At 43.0% G+C, this 17,564-nt stretch carries 21 protein-coding genes and 1 other annotated feature; of the genes, 19 read left to right on the top strand and 2 right to left on the bottom strand.

Going from position 1 to position 17,564, the window contains the following annotated elements; all coding sequences use genetic code 11:
- Position 1 precedes the first annotated feature (1 nt).
- The 19 genes from FZC88_RS17695 to pheA all read left to right on the top strand — a co-directional run bounded on the left by FZC88_RS17695 (position 2) and on the right by pheA (position 15,723).
- A complete protein-coding gene (locus FZC88_RS17695) occupies positions 2–439 on the top strand; it encodes a type II secretion system protein (protein ID WP_187443683.1) in 438 nt (145 codons plus the stop codon).
- A gap of 103 nt (positions 440–542) precedes the next feature.
- Positions 543–1,520 (top strand): SPOR domain-containing protein, encoded by a 978-nt coding sequence (locus FZC88_RS17690; protein ID WP_148995828.1) that lies wholly within the window; start codon positions 543–545, stop codon positions 1,518–1,520.
- A 185-nt stretch (positions 1,521–1,705) separates the two neighbouring features.
- The gene (locus FZC88_RS17685) at positions 1,706–2,275 is read left to right on the top strand and encodes a Maf family protein (protein ID WP_148995827.1); all 570 of its coding nucleotides are present in this window, start codon (positions 1,706–1,708) and stop codon (positions 2,273–2,275) included.
- Positions 2,276–2,306: 31 nt separating this feature from the next.
- A complete protein-coding gene (gene radC, locus FZC88_RS17680; RefSeq protein ID WP_148969818.1) occupies positions 2,307–3,017 on the top strand; it encodes a RadC family protein in 711 nt (236 codons plus the stop codon).
- Positions 3,018–3,269: 252 nt separating this feature from the next.
- Positions 3,270–4,277 (top strand): rod shape-determining protein, encoded by a 1,008-nt coding sequence (locus FZC88_RS17675; RefSeq protein WP_148969817.1) that lies wholly within the window; start codon positions 3,270–3,272, stop codon positions 4,275–4,277.
- A 165-nt stretch (positions 4,278–4,442) separates the two neighbouring features.
- Positions 4,443–5,330 (top strand): rod shape-determining protein MreC, encoded by an 888-nt coding sequence (mreC, locus tag FZC88_RS17670; protein ID WP_148969816.1) that lies wholly within the window; start codon positions 4,443–4,445, stop codon positions 5,328–5,330.
- On the top strand, positions 5,320–5,841 hold the full coding sequence (mreD, locus tag FZC88_RS17665) for a rod shape-determining protein MreD (RefSeq protein WP_187443294.1): 522 nt from the start codon (positions 5,320–5,322) through the stop codon (positions 5,839–5,841). The genes mreC and mreD overlap by 11 nt, the downstream gene beginning before the upstream one ends.
- Positions 5,842–5,926: 85 nt before the next feature.
- Positions 5,927–6,607: a septum site-determining protein MinC gene (minC, locus tag FZC88_RS17660; protein ID WP_148995826.1), complete on the top strand. Its 681-nt coding sequence runs from the start codon at positions 5,927–5,929 to the stop codon at positions 6,605–6,607.
- 1 nt (position 6,608) lies between these two features.
- Positions 6,609–7,412 (top strand): septum site-determining protein MinD, encoded by an 804-nt coding sequence (minD, locus tag FZC88_RS17655; protein WP_148995825.1) that lies wholly within the window; start codon positions 6,609–6,611, stop codon positions 7,410–7,412.
- A gap of 248 nt (positions 7,413–7,660) precedes the next feature.
- Positions 7,661–8,428, top strand: a complete 768-nt coding sequence (locus tag FZC88_RS17650) for a M23 family metallopeptidase (protein ID WP_148995824.1) — start codon at positions 7,661–7,663, stop codon at positions 8,426–8,428.
- A complete protein-coding gene (locus tag FZC88_RS17645) occupies positions 8,421–9,287 on the top strand; it encodes a M50 family metallopeptidase (RefSeq protein ID WP_187443682.1) in 867 nt (288 codons plus the stop codon). The genes FZC88_RS17650 and FZC88_RS17645 overlap by 8 nt, the downstream gene beginning before the upstream one ends.
- A gap of 100 nt (positions 9,288–9,387) precedes the next feature.
- The gene (locus FZC88_RS17640; RefSeq protein ID WP_187443681.1) at positions 9,388–10,833 is read left to right on the top strand and encodes an Rne/Rng family ribonuclease; all 1,446 of its coding nucleotides are present in this window, start codon (positions 9,388–9,390) and stop codon (positions 10,831–10,833) included.
- A gap of 67 nt (positions 10,834–10,900) precedes the next feature.
- Positions 10,901–10,979 (top strand) — a sequence feature (ribosomal protein L21 leader region).
- Positions 10,980–10,991: 12 nt separating this feature from the next.
- Entirely contained in the window at positions 10,992–11,300 is a 309-nt protein-coding gene (rplU, locus tag FZC88_RS17635) for a 50S ribosomal protein L21 (protein WP_034757222.1), read from the top strand.
- Between the two features lie 11 nt (positions 11,301–11,311).
- Complete coding sequence (locus FZC88_RS17630; protein ID WP_148995822.1) at positions 11,312–11,647, top strand: ribosomal-processing cysteine protease Prp; 336 nt, start codon at positions 11,312–11,314, stop codon at positions 11,645–11,647.
- Between the two features lie 12 nt (positions 11,648–11,659).
- Positions 11,660–11,950: a 50S ribosomal protein L27 gene (gene rpmA, locus FZC88_RS17625; RefSeq protein ID WP_044339518.1), complete on the top strand. Its 291-nt coding sequence runs from the start codon at positions 11,660–11,662 to the stop codon at positions 11,948–11,950.
- A gap of 375 nt (positions 11,951–12,325) precedes the next feature.
- Positions 12,326–12,859, top strand: coding sequence for a Spo0B C-terminal domain-containing protein (locus FZC88_RS17620; protein ID WP_148969809.1), 534 nt, complete (start codon positions 12,326–12,328; stop codon positions 12,857–12,859).
- Between the two features lie 32 nt (positions 12,860–12,891).
- Complete coding sequence (obgE, locus tag FZC88_RS17615; RefSeq protein WP_148969808.1) at positions 12,892–14,178, top strand: GTPase ObgE; 1,287 nt, start codon at positions 12,892–12,894, stop codon at positions 14,176–14,178.
- Positions 14,179–14,323: 145 nt separating this feature from the next.
- Entirely contained in the window at positions 14,324–14,779 is a 456-nt protein-coding gene (locus FZC88_RS17610) for an ACT domain-containing protein (protein ID WP_044339521.1), read from the top strand.
- 92 nt (positions 14,780–14,871) lie between these two features.
- The gene (gene pheA / locus FZC88_RS17605; protein WP_262371936.1) at positions 14,872–15,723 is read left to right on the top strand and encodes a prephenate dehydratase; all 852 of its coding nucleotides are present in this window, start codon (positions 14,872–14,874) and stop codon (positions 15,721–15,723) included.
- Positions 15,724–15,766: 43 nt separating this feature from the next.
- On the opposite strand, the gene FZC88_RS17600 is transcribed toward pheA, so the two are convergent.
- Positions 15,767–16,342: a transcription repressor NadR gene (locus tag FZC88_RS17600; RefSeq protein ID WP_148995820.1), complete on the bottom strand. Its 576-nt coding sequence runs from the start codon at positions 16,340–16,342 to the stop codon at positions 15,767–15,769.
- A 15-nt stretch (positions 16,343–16,357) separates the two neighbouring features.
- Positions 16,358–17,500 (bottom strand): IscS subfamily cysteine desulfurase, encoded by a 1,143-nt coding sequence (locus FZC88_RS17595; RefSeq protein WP_148995819.1) that lies wholly within the window; start codon positions 17,498–17,500, stop codon positions 16,358–16,360.
- Positions 17,501–17,564 lie beyond the last annotated feature (64 nt).

Here is a 17,564-nt window from a genome sequence, read left to right as displayed (position 1 = left end):
AATGCGTGAAAATGAAAAAGGATATACTCTAGTAGAATTACTGGCTGTGATTGTCATACTGGGAATCATTGCTGTCATTGCCACCTTAGCGATAAACAACCTGATTGAAAAATCCAAGAAACAGGCGTTTGTGGCAAACGCCCTTACGATGAAAAGTTCAGCGCAATACTATGCGAAGGATGCCATGCTTCAAGAGAAGGTAACGGGTAAGATTACGTATAAAGAATTGATAGATGCTCAATTGATTGAACCGATCTTGGATCCGCATTCTAAAACAGTCATGGCACCGGGTGAATCCTCTTATGTTATGGCTGATGGGGAGAGTGTGATATCCATCTGTTTATGGGGGGAAGAGTATAATCTCTGTACAAATGTAGATGGAGATAAAGAAGAAATACCGTTTTCTACCCTTTCAGTTCAATCCCTGCAGAAAAACTAAAAAATTTGACGAAAACCTGTTAGGACAAGACGACAAAAGTCTTGTTCTTTTTTTTATTGGATGTGATAGCATGGAAAAAAATAGATGAAGGAGGGTGGCGGTGATGAATAATAAAAGAGACGAAGATAAAAAGATATCTATTAAAATTAATGGTGAAAAAACAAATTTTAACGAAGATCTTCTTGTTTATGATTGGAAGTTGGGGGAGACTGAAGCAGCTGCCGGGGAAGAAGCGGAAGACAAAGGATTCGATTGGATCCTACCCGACGATGAGGAAGCTCAGCCTCCTAAGGAATACAAAAAAATCAATTATGTGTCAGGGAACAAAAAGAAGCCCAAGTCATTCAAAAATCCTTTTCAGGATTCTGTTAATCTTTTAATGTCGATAATTGGTGCGGTAGTGGTAGGAGCTGTGCTGGGGTTCGGCACGCTTAAAGTCATTACGACAACGGATGGTCCAGCGACGCCGGCGGCAACGTTGCAAGATACGACGGCAGAAGCAAATACGGAAGGGAAGCAGTCCGTATCGGCAGTTGAATTACAGGATTTCTCAACGTCGATTCTTCAAGGCGGTGTGTTTTCAACAGAGGAATCTCTTAATGCCATGAAGGACAGCTTAGCAGGAAAAGGGTTGAGCAGCGCAAGTGTGGAAAAGGATGGACAATTCTTTCTTTTATTGGGTGTTTCGGGAGATCTTGAAACAGCCAAATCACTTGGGGCAGAATTGAAAGAACAAGGGGTAGACGTTTTTGCGAAAGATTTTGTATTTGGAGCTAAAGGAATAAATGCTTCAAAGGAAGAGAAATCCTTTTTGGAAAAGGGAAATAGGCTCTACAACACATTAGCTATGGAGAGCAGCAGTGGAATGATCGGTGGAACGCCTGACGAAAAAACGATTCAAACCATTCAATCCGGAGTGAAGGAACTAAAAGGAATCAAGGTGGGGCAAGATTCCATTGCCTCCATGAAAGAGTCCTTAGTCAATGCAGGGAATCTTGCGGCAGGGATGAAGACCCCGGATGATGCCCAAAAAGTTCAGGAAGAGTTATTATCCTACCTGCAACATTACAGTGGATTATAATTTCGACTGTATTAGACTATTTTCTAGGAAATAATATGATGTCTACAATAGGGCCTCTCTCATTTTGTCAGATTCAAGCTTACTGACCAAAGAGAGTTGGCTCTATTTTTACTTGTTTAAAAAGGCGGATTTTGGTAGTATAGTCATGTATCTCCCAATTTCTACTCTGAAAGGATTGGTATGGTGTGTCCAACCTCATACTCGCTTCACAATCTCCTCGTCGAAAAGAACTTCTGCAACAAATTCAACTTTCTTTTTCCGTTATCAGCTCTACAGTTGAGGAAACTTTTTCATCTGATTTAATGCCCCATGAAGTCGTCATGTATCTTGCCCGCAAAAAAGCGAAAGAAATCTCGAATCAATACCCCACTCACTATGTAATCGGTTCAGACACTGTCGTAGCGAAGGATAACCGGATTCTTGGTAAACCGGAATCGAAAGAAGAAGCGAAAGAAATGCTATCAATGCTTTCAGGTTCTACTCATTCTGTCTACACGGGGGTTGCCATTCTGCATGGTGACGTGGAGGAACTCTTTTATGAAAAAACGGATGTAACGTTTTGGGAGTTGACTTCTAAAGAGATAGACGATTATATTGCATCTGAAGAGCCTTTTGATAAAGCCGGTTCATATGGTATTCAAGGAATCGGAGCGAAATTTGTCAAAGAAATTAAAGGCGATTATTTCTCCGTCGTTGGTTTACCCATCTCACGAGTGAATCGTGTATTACTTGAAATGGGCTATCTTCAACCATAATGACTCCCGAGCGTACAAAAAGGAGGAACCAATGGTTAAAACAATACCTCAGCAGGAAGAAAACAGGCTTATGATCCGGGATTTCCCTCAGGACGAAAGACCACGTGAAAGGCTGATTCAAAGCGGGGCGGCAAGCCTGTCGAATCAGGAGCTACTGGCTATCTTACTCCGGACCGGAACGAAATCCGAGTCTGTTCTGCAGCTGTCCAACCGGCTGCTCAACCACTTTGATGGATTAAATCTATTAAAGGATGCTTCCCTGGAAGAGATTACGAAAACGAAGGGAATCGGCCTTGCGAAGGCAGTTCAAATCATGGCCGCCGTCGAATTCGGTCGAAGAATCAGCAACTTGGCTTTTGATGACAGATATAGCATCCGTTCCCCCGAAGACGGAGCCAATTATGTCATGAACGATATGAGATTTTTGGCCCAGGAGCATTTTGTATGCTTATACCTCAACACAAAGAATCAAGTTCTCCACAAACAAACCATCTTTATTGGAAGTCTGAATGCTTCCATCGTCCACCCCCGGGAGGTCTTTAAAGAAGCCTTCAGACGATCCGCCGCATCGATCATTTGTATCCATAACCATCCCTCTGGTGATCCGACTCCAAGCAGAGAAGATATAGAAGTGACAAAAAGATTAGTGGAATGTGGTCGAATCATTGGTATTGATATACTCGATCATCTTATAATAGGGGAGAAGAAGTTTATCAGTTTAAAGGAAAAAGGGTATTTATGACACTATGATTTTTTTCCTGGTTGCGATATAATTAAGCTTATGATTTTTACAAACAATATGGTGATTCAATATAACGCAGTCTTTGAAAAAGAGAGTCATTCTTCAAGGGAATGAGTCTTTTCGTTATGCATGAACGAACAATTATTGTGACGAAAATTACGAGGATAGAGAGTGATTGGACGACTCTCCTGTGAAAACACATATAAAACGTTAAAAACCAGCCAATTTGTATCAGAAAGGGAGATACCATTCATGTTTGGAACGAAAGATTTAGGGATTGATTTAGGAACAGCTAACACATTGGTGTACTTGAAAGGCAAAGGGATTGTCGTTCGCGAACCTTCTGTTGTCGCACTTCAAACAGATAACAAGCATATCGTTGCAGTCGGGAATGATGCTAAGAATATGATCGGTAGAACACCGGGAAATGTCGTGGCTCTTCGCCCGATGAAAGATGGGGTAATCGCTGACTACGAAACAACAGCCACGATGATGAAGTACTACATAAGACAAGCAACACGGAATAAAGGAGCTTTTTCCCGAAAACCTTACGTCATGGTCTGTGTACCTTCAGGAATTACCGGTGTTGAAGAAAGAGCGGTCATCGATGCGACAAGACAGGCGGGAGCAAGGGATGCTTATACGATTGAAGAGCCGTTTGCAGCTGCAATTGGAGCGAACCTGCCAGTATGGGAACCGACAGGAAGTATGGTCGTAGATATCGGTGGGGGAACGACGGAAGTAGCCATCATCTCTTTAGGAGGGATTGTGACAAGTCAGTCGATCCGTGTAGCCGGGGATGAGATGGATGATGCGATCATTAACTATATCCGCAAAACGTATAACCTGATGATCGGGGACCGTACAGCGGAAACGATCAAAATGGAAGTAGGTTCTGCCGGTGATTCTGAAGGAATTGAAGCAATGGAGATTCGCGGACGTGACCTTTTGACCGGTTTACCGAAAACGATCGAAGTAACCGCAGTTGAAATTGCATCTGCTCTTCATGATACCGTATACACGATTGTCGATGCCGTTAAGAGTACATTAGAGAAAACACCGCCAGAACTCGCGGCTGATATCATGGACAGAGGAATCGTGCTTACAGGTGGCGGGGCGCTTCTTCGTAATCTTGATAAAGTGATCAGCGATGAGACGAAAATGCCGGTCCTCATTGCAGAGGAACCTCTGGATTGTGTGGCAATCGGTACGGGGAAAGCCCTTGACCATATCCATCTATTTAAAAATCGAGGAAAATAAACATAAATAATGAATGGGGGGACGTTTCCTTAAGGATGCTTGGGTAGCCTTAAGGTCGGCCCCATCTTTTTTCGAACAACCATGAATATTTTGACGAATGATATCAAAAATAAACGATTTTTGATATAGTATTTACTAGAATGAGAAAAGGTTGAGGTGTACATCATGCCACAATTCTTCCTGAATAAACGTTTGATCATTCTGCTCGTCAGTGTCATAGTCCTTGTTGGATTAATCGGATTTTCTTTGCGGGAGCGAGATAGCATCAGCTGGCCTGAGCAGTTTGTAAAAGATATGGTAGGATTCGGACAGTCATTGGTTTCAAAACCTGTTAACTATGTAGCGGGAGTTGTTGAAAACGTTCAAGATCTTCAAAATACATACACAGAAAACGAAAAATTAAAAACACGTTTAGATGAATTAGTGAAGCTTGAAACAAAGGTGAAAGACCTGAAACAAGATAATAATGAATTAAGGGCGGTCCTTGAAAAGAAGGAAGACCTTCGTGCCTATAACACGATTCAAGCTACCGTCATTGCAAGGAATCCTGATCGCTGGCAAGAGCTCCTGACGATTGATAAAGGCGAAGTGAACGGGATTAAGTCAGACATGGCCGTCATTTCATCGGCTGGGTTGATCGGAAAGATTAAAAGCGTAAATGAATTTTCATCTACTGTTGAATTAATATCGACCAATAATACAAAAAACCGGATTTCCACTGTGATACAAGGGAAAGAACAAGACATCAACGGATGGATTGAAGGGTACGACAGTGATAAAAAAGAAATTTTGGTTAAGCGGATTTCCAACGATATGAAAGTCGACAAAGGCTCTAAAGTGATGACATCAGGATTGGGAGGAGTATTCCCTAAGGGGCTGGTCATCGGGGAAGTGAAAGAAGTGAAACCGGATCAATACGGGTTGACTCAAACGGCATATGTAAAGCCTGCTGCTGATTTCTATCACTTGGAGCACGTCATGGTCATCGACCGTGACATCCAGGGTGTGACGGAACAGGAAGCGGATGCTGAGGAGGATGGCAATGATCAGTAGGCTCCTCCTTCCGTTTATGACCCTGCTTTTCTTTTACAGTGAGAGTTTATTTGTTCATCTTTTTCCAAATGAAGAGTGGTTTGATCAGAAAATCATTGTTCCGCATTTCCTGATTATCGTGCTGTTCTTTATTTGTGCGTTTTATCAATACCGCACTGCATTGCTTTACGGATTCATCTTTGGCTTTCTATTTGATATTTATTACACAGAAATCAATGGGATTTACTTAGTGCTCTTCCCATTTGTCATCTTTTTATCTCACCAGATGATGAGGGTTTTACATAATAACCTCTTTGTATTGGGGATTATTTCACTTGTGAACCTTTCCGTATTGGAGTTTTTGGTGTATCAAATCAATTTAATTATCCAACGTACTGATTTGACTTTTATGCAGTTCGTGGACTGGCGTTTGTGGCCGACATTGGTCCTTAATATAGTGTTTTATTTAGTTGTGGCATTTCCACTCAGGAACTATCTTCTCCGAAAACGGAAAGAGTGGCTGGATGAATAAATTCTATTAGTAATTTTTTCATAAAAAGAGGAAATGGCACTGCTTATGTCGAATTTAATAGACGACTGAGGTGAAAAATTGCGCCATGAATAAAAAGCCAAATGTGATGATAAAAGGAACAAAAGAAGGATTGACCCTTCATCTCAATGATCAATGCTCCTTTCATGAGTTAAAGAAGGAATTGGACGATAAGCTGTCTGCGCATTACCGGGAAACAGAAGGGACTCCCCTGCTCACGGTCAATATCCAGACGGGGAATCGCTACCTGACGGATGATCAGGTAGAAGAGTTGAAAGAGATCGTAAGGCAAAAACGTAATTTAGTAGTGAATGAAGTATGGAGTAATGTGATTACAAAGAATGAAGCAGAGAAACTCATAGATGAACGAAATATAGAAACTCTAACCGGCGTGATCCGATCTGGACAAGTCGTGGAAGTGTCAGGGGACATCCTTATTGTCGGCGATGTCAATCCTGGCGGGAAAGTGCTGGCTGGAGGGAATATTTACATATTGGGTTCGTTGAAAGGAATTGCCCATGCAGGCCACAACGGAAACATGGAGGCTGTCATTGTCGCATCCAAAATGGTTCCGTCCCAGCTCCGGATAGGGGACTCCCTGAACAGGGCACCTGATCGGGTGGAAGAAGATGATGAGCACGAAATGGAATGTGCTTATGTCGATGATCAGGGACAAATTGTTGTGGATCGATTACAAGTTTTAAAGCATCTTAGACCAAATATTACTAGTTTTAAAGGAGGAAGCTAATGTGGGTGAAGCCATAGTTGTTACTTCAGGTAAAGGTGGAGTGGGAAAGACGACTACTTCTGCCAATGTTGGTACAGCATTAGCTCTACAAGGCAAAAAGGTTTGTTTAATTGATACAGATATCGGCCTCAGAAACCTCGATGTGGTGATGGGACTCGAAAACAGAATCATTTATGACTTAGTAGACGTTGTAGAGGGCCGCTGTAAAGTACATCAAGCTCTGGTAAAAGATAAGCGTTTCGAGGATAAACTATTTTTACTGCCAGCTGCACAAACAAGTGATAAATCCGCTGTTAACCCTGAGCAAATGAAGAAGCTAGTAGTAGATTTAAAGCAAGACTATGATTATATCATTATTGATTGTCCTGCGGGGATCGAGCAGGGGTATAAGAATGCTGTGGCAGGTGCCGATCGTGCGATTGTCGTCACGACACCGGAAATTTCAGCTGTACGTGATGCGGATCGAATCATCGGTTTGCTGGAGAAAGAGAATATTGAACCACCGAAGCTCGTCATTAACCGCATACGCAATCATATGATGAAAAATGGTGAAATGTTGGATGTGGATGAAATCACAGCCCATCTTTCCATCGACCTTCTCGGTATTGTTGCCGACGACGATAATGTGATCAAATCTTCCAATAAAGGTGAGCCCATCGCTCTGGATTCAACAAGCAAAGCCTCCATTTCCTACCGGAATATTGCCAGACGAATCCTTGGTGAATCGGTTCCGTTACAGTCTTTGGAAGATGAACGGGCAGGAGTCTTTTCAAGAATTAAAAAATTATTCGGCGTAAAAGCGTAAGAATCAATTCAGTCCCGGTAAAGCGCATCGAGCGTTTTACCGGGACTTTTTTATTTTCCACATGAATATTCTTTCAGGACAAGTCATACATTGTAGCAAATCATGTGTAATCGAATGGACCTCTTTTTAATATGGATCTAACAACCCTTGTCCCTCATCATGACCAGAACCATTTAATATAGAGTCACTCTTGAACGGAGTGGCTCAGACGTTTATGAAACAATACCTTATAAAAAGGAATGGTGTACATGGGGAATCGTGCGGATGAAATACGTAAGAGGATAGCGAAACGAAAGAAAACGAATCCAGGCGAGAATTCTGCATACTTTCTCCCATCGGACGAGGAGCGCTATGGAATGGAACGGCAGACAAGCTTTGAAGGGGGACCGCCACCTGAGGGAATGCATCCATTATTTAAGAAGGAAACCTTTATGCTGAAAATACTTGGAGCGGGAATCATGGTATTAGTGACGGCGATTATGTTTAAGAGTCCTTCACCTGTATTCAATGAAGCGAAATCCGTTGTCACGAAAACCATGGATACAGAATTCCAGTTTGCCGCCATTTCCACGTGGTATGAGGACCAATTCGGAAAACCATTAGCGTTATTACCGACAAGTAATACCAAGAAAGAATCAACTAGTGCGCAAAGTGCAGAATATGCCGTACCTGCGTCGGGGAAGGTCGTTGAAAATTTTAAAACCAATGGACAAGGCATTATGCTTGAAACGGGCCTAGGTGAAGATGTAGCGGCGATGAAGGGGGGATTGATTATATTTGCAGGCAAGAAAGAGGAGCTTGGGAACACAGTCGTCATTCAACATGCAGACAAATCAGAATCCTGGTATGGTCACCTCGAATCGATTGATGTGAAACAGTATGAATCGATTGAGAAGGGATCACTTGTAGGCAAGGTTTCCACCAGCAGTCAGAACGATGTGACAGGAGAATTTTATTTCGCGATAAAAATGGGTGATGAATTTATCGACCCGATACAGGTGATGTCATTTGACTAATATATTTTCACTTTTGAAAAAATTTCATGTTCACCCTTTGCTATGGCTCGTCATAGCCATTGCGATTATGACGGCTCACTTTTTTGAACTGATACTGCTTCTCTTCATCATTACGATTCATGAATTGGGACATGGACTGATGGCCCATTCTTTTTCCTGGAGAGTAAAGAAAATCGCCCTGCTGCCTTTTGGTGGGGTTGCGGAGATGGATGAGCATGGAAACCGTTCTTTGCGGGAGGAGTTCTGGGTGGTGGCTGCGGGTCCCTTGCAGCACATATGGCTCATAGCTTCAGGTTGGGGGCTTATGGAGACCGGCGTGATCAGCCCGGATTCATTTTCGCTTTTTATTCAGTTGAATATGATGGTGCTGCTGTTTAATCTTCTACCCATTTGGCCGTTGGATGGAGGGAAGCTGGTTTCCTTGCTGTTGGCAACGAAGCTTAATTATTTGAGAGCGTATGAATACACGCTTCTCTTTTCTTTTGGTTTACTATTGCTGTTTCACCTGGTTGTACTCATCATCGCTCCCCTTCATCTGAATCTGTGGATCGTTCTATCGTTCCTGTACTTTTCATTATGGGTGGACTGGAAACAGAGGCGGTATGCGTTTATGAAGTTTTTGTTAGAACGGTATTATGGGAAGAGTCATCAATTTATGGAACTGCGGCCACTTCCCATTGAAAGTGAAGATTCCATCATTACAGTAGTGGAGAAGTTTCAGCGGGGGGTAAAGCATCCCCTCGTTGTCTTCGAAAAAGGAATTGAAGTAGGGAAGCTGGATGAAAATGAGCTCCTGCACGCCTTTTTTGCAGAAAAAATGACCTCGGCCAAAACGAAGGATCTCCTCTACCTTTATTGACGAATGAACACGAACTGTATAAAGTAAGGACATACTGGTAAAAGGGTTGGAAACAACCCTTTTTTCTTATGACTTTTTTCGTGGGAAAGGGGCTTTCGGTGTGGAAGAAATCATTGTACACAGTAAGGGCAGGGAAAAACGGTGGGTATACCGATCAGATAATGAAATCATTGGATTATATACATATCAGCCTGGAGAGGAAAGCTTAACAGGCAATATTTATCTTGGAAGAGTCGTCAAGGTTCAAAAAGGGCTGGGTGCGGCATTTGTAGATTTTGGCGGGGGTAAAAATGGCTACCTTCATGAAAAAGACTTTCCGCAAAACATAGAGGCATACCATGCGGGAAACGATCCTCACCCCATTGGAAAGAGTGTGCATGAAGGGCAAAAAATCATCGTACAGGTCATGAAGGATGAGATGGGAACGAAGGGTGCAAGATTGACGGCCGTTATCGAGCTCAAAGGGGAACATCTTGTGTACATGCCACAAGGGTATTATGTGGCGGTATCTAAAAAAGTGGATGATGAAAACAGGAAGGTCTTAAGACGATTAGGGAATGAGTGGAAAAATCCGCAAGAAGGCATTGTGATGCGAACCAATGCGGTTGAAGTGAGAGAAGGTGTGTTACAAGAGGAACTGCACTCATTACGTTCAAGATATGAAAGCCTGGAAAGGGTATCTCTGAGAGCAAAATGTCCTTCACTCTTATCCCGGCAGGACACTTTCTATGAGGATCTCCATGAACAACTGAAAAAGGGGAGTGGAGGAAGTATTGTAGTCGATGACTATGAAAGCCTTCTTCATCTAGAAGAAATGAGCGGAGCCGGGATAAAAGATAAGTGGACCTTCGAACACTATCAAGGCCATGAAAATATTCTCCGTCATTACCATGTTGCCTCTGTATGGGAGAACGCACTGAAAAAAGTGGTATGGCTCGATAATGGGGCATTTATTGTAATCGAGTCAACAGAAGCCATGACCGTTGTGGATGTGAATTCAGGAAAGTTTACAGGTAAAGACGAATTAGAACAGACTATATTACAAACAAATAAACTGGCAGCGAAAGAAATGGCGAAGCAACTCACCCTTCGAAATTTAAGCGGCATGATTCTCATCGATTTTATCGATATGAAAAAGGAAAGTAATAAACAGGAAGTGGTGGATGCACTTTCAGATGCGTTGGTATCGGATAAGCAGCGCACGACGATCGTAGGCTTTACACCCCTTGGCATTCTTGAATTGACGCGAAAAAGAACCCGTCAGCCCCTGTCTGCCTACTTGACTCGTCCTTGTTCAGTGTGTCAAGGTACAGGGAGGGAAATGACACCTGAGACGCTTGCATTCCAGCTTGAACGTGAGCTGTGGGAAATGCAGGCGATGGATGGCTCCCTGATCGAAGTGGAAGCGACTGGGGAAGTCGCAACCGTCTTTTCCGGATTGCAGAACGTTCACCTTAAAAGATTGGAAAAAGCGTTGGGTAAAGAAATCAAAATAAAAGAAATCACTCATGAACATCCTTATTATCATGTAACAAAGTTTATATGAATTTCTTGAATGTTATTGACAGTGCATCGATTTTTATGATAGGATTCTAATGTTATTGATTGTAGCACCCGTGCTACAACCGCTCATTACGGGTACAAAAGTGTGGAGCAATCCAACACCTGTCATTGGCGAGTCTGAGTTTATAAGGAGGTGCGATTATGTACGCAATTATCGAAACAGGTGGTAAGCAAATCCGTGTGGAAGCTGGTCAAGCTATCTACATCGAAAAGCTAAACGCAGAACAAGGCGATACGGTAACATTTGACAAAGTTCTATTCGTTGGTGGCGACGATGTGAAAGTAGGAAGTCCGTTAGTGGATGGAGCTACTGTAACAGCGAAAGTCGAAAAGCAAGGCCGCGCGAAAAAGCTTGTAGTATTCAAATACAAAGCGAAAAAGAACTACCGTCGTAAGCAAGGTCACCGTCAACCTTACACTAAAGTTGTCATTGACGAAATCAACGCGTAAGGCGTGATGAAATGATTAACGTTTACGTAGAGCGTTCATCCGGGAAAAGAATCCGTTCTTTCTCTATGGATGGACATGCTGATTTTGCCGAAAATGGGCAAGACATTGTTTGTGCAGGTGCTTCTGCTGTTTCATTTGGCAGTATTAATGCCATTATGGCGTTAACCGGTGTAGAACCGGCCATCGAGCAATCCTCTGATGGTGGTTATCTTCGCTGCGTCATCCCTGATGATCTTCCGGAAGAAACAGAGAGCAAGATTCAGCTGCTACTGGATAGCATGCTTATCAGCCTCCAAACGATTGAAAGAGACTATAGTGATTTTATTAAAATAACCTTCAAAAAGTAGGAGGTGGAACAGATGTTAAGATTAGACCTTCAGTTTTTTGCGTCTAAAAAAGGAGTAGGTTCGACTAAAAATGGTCGTGACTCTATCTCAAAGCGTCTTGGTGCTAAGCGTGCAGACGGTCAAATGGTTACTGGTGGATCAATTCTTTACCGTCAACGCGGTACGAAAATTTATCCAGGCCTAAACGTCGGCCGTGGTGGCGACGATACACTTTTCGCTAAGACCGACGGTGTTGTTCGTTTCGAACGCATGGGTCGTGACAAGAAAAAAGTGAGCGTATACCCAGTTGCGAATGAAGCTTAATCGCATATCTTTAACGAAAACTCTAACCGACTTTCGGTTAGAGTTTTATTTTTATCAGGGATATGGGTGATGGCTCGGGTTTGATGGTGTTTCAGACAGATTTATATTGAATTTGGACTTTTTTTACTGAGAATTAGGGTTAAGATCGAGAGTATTTGATTCAAAAGCAGGTGTAAAAGCGATTTATTTTCAAAAATTGAATTTTATTTTCAATTTCCACCCATATATTTTCAAATTTAACGATTTATTTTCAATTCCTGAAAATCCAGCAACCCACATAATCTTCATTCACCACCAATTTTACAGAAACAATATACGCGAGAGTCCCATCTTTGATATACTTACAGGTAGCACTTAAAGTATAGGAGTTAGATTATGAGCGAAAAATGGGGTGTAGTCGAGGCGTTAAGGCATGCTCGCCACGACTGGATGAATGATTTGCAATTAATAAAAGGCAACTTGGATCTTGATCGCGTGGAGCGGGCGAAGCAAGTGATCGAGGAAATGGTTCTCGTTGCACAAAATGAGTCGAAGCTATCGAATTTAAAGCTTCCATTATTGGCAGAATGGATATTAACATATAATTGGTCAAGACATTTGATTAAGCTGGATTTTGAAGTTATTCAATCGGAGTCATCACACGGGCTTGAAGATCGGAGACTTTACAACTGGTGCAAGGAGTTGCTAGAATTCCTTGAATCAAATGTAATGAACAATGTAGAAAATCAATTATCCATCTTACTGGACATTACAAAAGAACAATCCCGTTTTATATTTGATTTCACAGGTATACTAAAGAGTAGAAGCTTGGTGGAAGACTGGATAAAGAATCAACGATCAAACGGAGAAAATATAGAAATAGAACAACTTCAAGAAGAGGTTCTTGTCATTCATGTAGTCGCCCGATGAGGCGATTTCACGGATAAGTTAGGAGTGAGAGTATGTTTATAGATCAGGTCAAGGTTTATACAAAGGGCGGTGACGGCGGAAACGGTATGGTTGCCTTCCGTCGTGAGAAATATGTACCTAAAGGTGGTCCTGCCGGAGGAGATGGCGGTCACGGTGCAGACGTCATTTTTGAAGTGGATGAAGGCTTAAGAACGTTGATGGATTTCCGTTATCAGCGTCATTTCAAAGCCACTCGTGGAGAGCACGGGATGAGTAAGAATCAGCATGGACGCAACGCAGAAGATATGGTTGTAAAGGTTCCACCTGGAACAGTCGTGAAGGATGATGATACAGGTGAAACGATTGCAGACCTTGTTCAGCATGGTCAGCGTGCCGTGATTACGAAAGGTGGCCGCGGTGGTAGAGGGAATTCCCGTTTCGCTACGCCTGCCAACCCAGCTCCTGAGCTTTCTGAAAAAGGGGAGCCGGGACAAGAACGTTATATCGTGATGGAATTGAAGCTACTTGCAGATGTTGGACTGGTTGGATTCCCGAGCGTAGGGAAATCCACATTGCTTTCAGTTGTTTCAGCTGCCAAGCCAAAGATTGCTTCGTACCATTTCACAACCATCGTTCCGAATCTTGGAATGGTTGAAACAGGAGATGGGAGAAGCTTCGTCATGGCTGATTTGCCTGGGTTAATTGAAGGAGCCCATGAAGGTGTCGGACTCGGTCACCAATTCCTGCGCCATATTGAACGTACACGTGTTATTGTTCACGTGATCGATATGAGTGGAATGGAAGGAAGAGATCCATACGAGGATTATCTGACAATCAATGAAGAGCTTAAGCAATACAATCTTCGTTTAACGGAGAGACCTCAAATCATCGTGGCCAATAAAATGGACATGCCTGATTCAGAAGAAAACCTGAAGATCTTCAAAGAGAAACTGCAGGAAGATTTCCCTGTTTTCCCGATCTCAGCTGTTACGCGTCAAGGGCTTAGTGAGCTTCTATATGCCGTAGCTGATAAAGTGGAAACAACTTCTGAATTTCCTATTCATGAAGAAGAGGAAACAGGTATCCACCGTGTCCTTTACAAGCATGAAGAAGAAGAGAGAGAATTCGAAATCACTCGTGATCCTGATGGAACATTCGTTGTCAGCGGTGCGAAAATCGAGAGATTGTTCAAGATGACGGACTTCTCCCGGGAAGATTCTACGAGACGATTCGCAAGGCAGCTTCGTTCGTACGGAGTGGATGAAGCCCTTCGTGAGCGTGGTGCCGAGAACGGCGACACGATCCGCTTGTTAAAATATGAATTCGAATTTGTCGATTAAGTTTCATCCTTCATCTATTTCAGACAGAAGAGCATTGACGGCTTTTATTAGCGGATGATGCTCTACAATAGTAAGCTGGGAGGTTTTCTCAGGGGCTTGATCTTTGCCCCTGTCCTCTTGAGCAAGACAATTGGAGGAATAGTCATTGGGGAAAAAATTTCAAGAGGGCAAGTTTTATTTAGTACGTGAAGATGTGCTGCCCGAAGCGATGAAGAAAACCCTGGATGCGAAAGAATTGATTGAAAGAGGCAAGGCAGACTCAGTATGGGAAGCGGTCCATCGGGTTGATTTAAGCCGGAGTGCCTTTTATAAATATCGTGATACTGTGTTTCCTTTTCACACCGTGGTGAAGGAGAGAATCATCACACTATTCTTCCATCTGGAAGATCGTTCAGGAACGCTGTCTCATTTACTCAGTGAAACAGCCAAGCATGGTTGCAATATATTAACGATACATCAGACAATCCCATTGCAGGGAAGAGCGAATGTCACGCTATCACTAAATGTGACAGACCTTACGATAGGATTGGAAGATTTGCTTTCAAAGCTGAGACGATTAGAATTTGTAGAAAAAGTAGAAGTATTGGGTTCCGGAGCCTGATGCTTCTTTTTTTTGCTTAAAAACTCTTTCTCTTTGATGCTATACGTGTTAGAATGTTCAATAAATTTGGTGAGAGTGAGAGGAAGATCAGAGTGAAAATTGCATATTTAGGACCCCAGGCTTCCTTTACAGATTTAGCTGTCAAGAAGGCATTTCCAGAACAAGATACTGTACCGTATGTAACGATTCCTGATTGCATTGAAGCGGTGATAGAGAATGAGGTTGATTATGCCGTTGTTCCATTAGAAAATGCCTTGGAAGGCTCGGTACATATTACAGTCGATTATTTGTTTCATGAAGCGAATTTAGCGATTACAGCAGAATTGACGTCCGCGATTCAGCAGCACTTGATGATACACCCGGAATGGAGCGATAGCGAAGAATCGATTCGGAAAATTCTTTCCCATTCCCATGCATTGGCACAGTGCCATAAGTTTTTACATAAGCGGTTTCGGGGCGTCTCTTTAGAACAAACGACCAGTACGGCAGCCGCGGCCAAATTCGTGAGTGAGAACCCTGACACGTTTCTCGGGGCGATCGGGAATGAGTTGGCGGCTGAAAAATACGGGTTAACGATCCTGCATGAAAACATTCATGACTTTGCCTATAATCATACAAGGTTCATCGTATTACATAAGACGGCCGATCCCTTGTCGCTTTCCCAGGAAAAAAGTATGGAGAAGACGACCTTGATGGTGACTCTCCCGAAAGATCGATCAGGAGCTCTCCATCAGGTCTTATCAACCTTTGCTTGGAGACAATTGAACTTAAGTAAAATTGAATCCAGACCGTTGAAAACAGGGTTAGGGGATTATTTCTTCTTGATTGATGTGGCCCACGAAATGGATGATGTGCTACTGCCGGGAGCGATCAGCGAAATGGAAGCCCTCGGATGCAAAGTGAAAATGATCGGGACATATTCTTCTTATTTATTGGATAATTGAACAGTGAAAAGGCAGGTTTCTAATTAGAAATCTGCCTCTTTTATTAAGATTGAATAAGGAACCCTGCTTCTTGTAGGGCATTTTCTGCACTTTCGAGGGATTCTTCTGTTGATGCCATTAACGTATGTAAATGGACACCATCTGTCAGTTCAGATAAAAAGGAAGCGCCTGTGTCTTCTATCTTCTTCATGAACTGTTCTACCTCTTTGCGATTTGAGACCATGATGGATGCGGTTAGATCTCCGTATACCCCGTGCTCGATCTTCACATCTTTCACGGTTACGCCGTGATCGACAAGTAAGAATAGTTCTTCTTCCGAACGATCAGGCGGGTGCTGACAGGCAACAGTGCGTTCAATCAGCGTTTCCTGATTGGAAGTCGGCATGTACAGATAGCCTTGACTGGTCGCAATGATGGGCTCTCCTTTTGCTTTCAGCAATGTGATATCACTTACGATGACTTGTCGACTGACATTGGTCTGTTTAGCGAGATCTCCACCTGTTACAGGGGCATGTGTTGTGATTAGTTTATCGAGGATCCATTGTCTTCTCTCATCCCCAAGGATCTTTTTTCCTGCCAAAGATATCTCCTCCGTCCCCAATTTTATATAGGAAATCATACCACAACTCGTTCTTCAAGTTAAGGAAGATACATGAGCCGCATGGATTTCAGATAAAGTTTGTACCAATGCTCCTACATGTTCTTCATTCGTATCTCTCCCGAATGAAATCCGGATGAATTCTTTTCCGGCTCTTTGGCCGACTCCCATACTTGTCAATGTCTTAGACATATCCTGTGAACCTGCCGCGCACGCACTGCCTGTTGAGATGCCCATTCCACGCCTGTTGCATTCGAGCATGAGCCATTGACCCTCGAGGCCGTGAATCCCAAGTCCGACCACATGTGGAAGCTGTGCGGGTGCAGGGCCTTCATAGAGGGTGTAAGTCCCCGGCAGTTGTTCTTCCAATTGTGATAAGAAACGTGTTCTCAACCGAAAATAATGCGGTGTTGAAATTGAGTCATGACATATACTGGCGGCTGTCACGAATCCAGCGATCCCCGGAAGGTTCACCGTGCCTCCCCTGAACCCGTCCTCATGAGTCTGTCCCGGAATCATGGGAGATACATCAAGGGAAGGATTGATATAAAGAGCGCCGACTCCCTTTGGTCCATAAATTTTATGAGAAGAGAGTGTGAAACTGTCGACGATGGTAGTGAATTCCGTGATGTCCATTTTCCCGAATGATTGAACCATATCGCTGTGCAGCAATATGTCACGGTTTATTAGCAGATTCTTAATGTCCTGCAATGGCTGGATCGTGCCGATTTCTCCATTGACGTGTCCGATGCTGACAATGATGGTTTCTTCTGAAATCGATTCTTCTAATACCTGAAGGTCAATCAATCCTTGAGAGGTGAAAGGGATCTTTGTAACGGTAAAGCCAAATTGCTCAAGAAAAGCTGCTGAAGAATGCAGGGATGAATGTTCAGCGCCACCCAGGATGATGTGCTTTCCTTTTTCTCGTCTGCTAAGTGCCAATGTGACAAGGCCCAAATGATTACCCTCTGTCCCTCCAGAGGTAAAGTATATTCCTTTAGACGGGACCCCAAGCATCCCTGCCAATTTTTCTCTGCATTTAGTCAGTAGATGCTGTGCTTTTCCGCCAATGTCGTGAAGACTGCTAGGATTGCCCCAGAACTCCTCACTGACTGTTTGAACCACATGTAAACTTTCAGGATCTATAGGGGTTGTAGCGGCGTAATCAAAATAGTTCATCTTGTAACCTGCCTTTTATGAAAATAGTCTGAATATATGAGTCTGGTAAAAAACACTTGTCATT

Origin of the sequence: Rossellomorea aquimaris (assembly GCF_008180865.1) — a bacterium.
In the GTDB taxonomy this organism is placed as follows: Bacteria; Bacillota; Bacilli; order Bacillales; family Bacillaceae_B; genus Rossellomorea; species Rossellomorea yichunensis.
The sequence above is the reverse complement of the archived record's forward strand: the minus strand, read 5'-3'. Positions and strand labels throughout refer to the sequence as shown.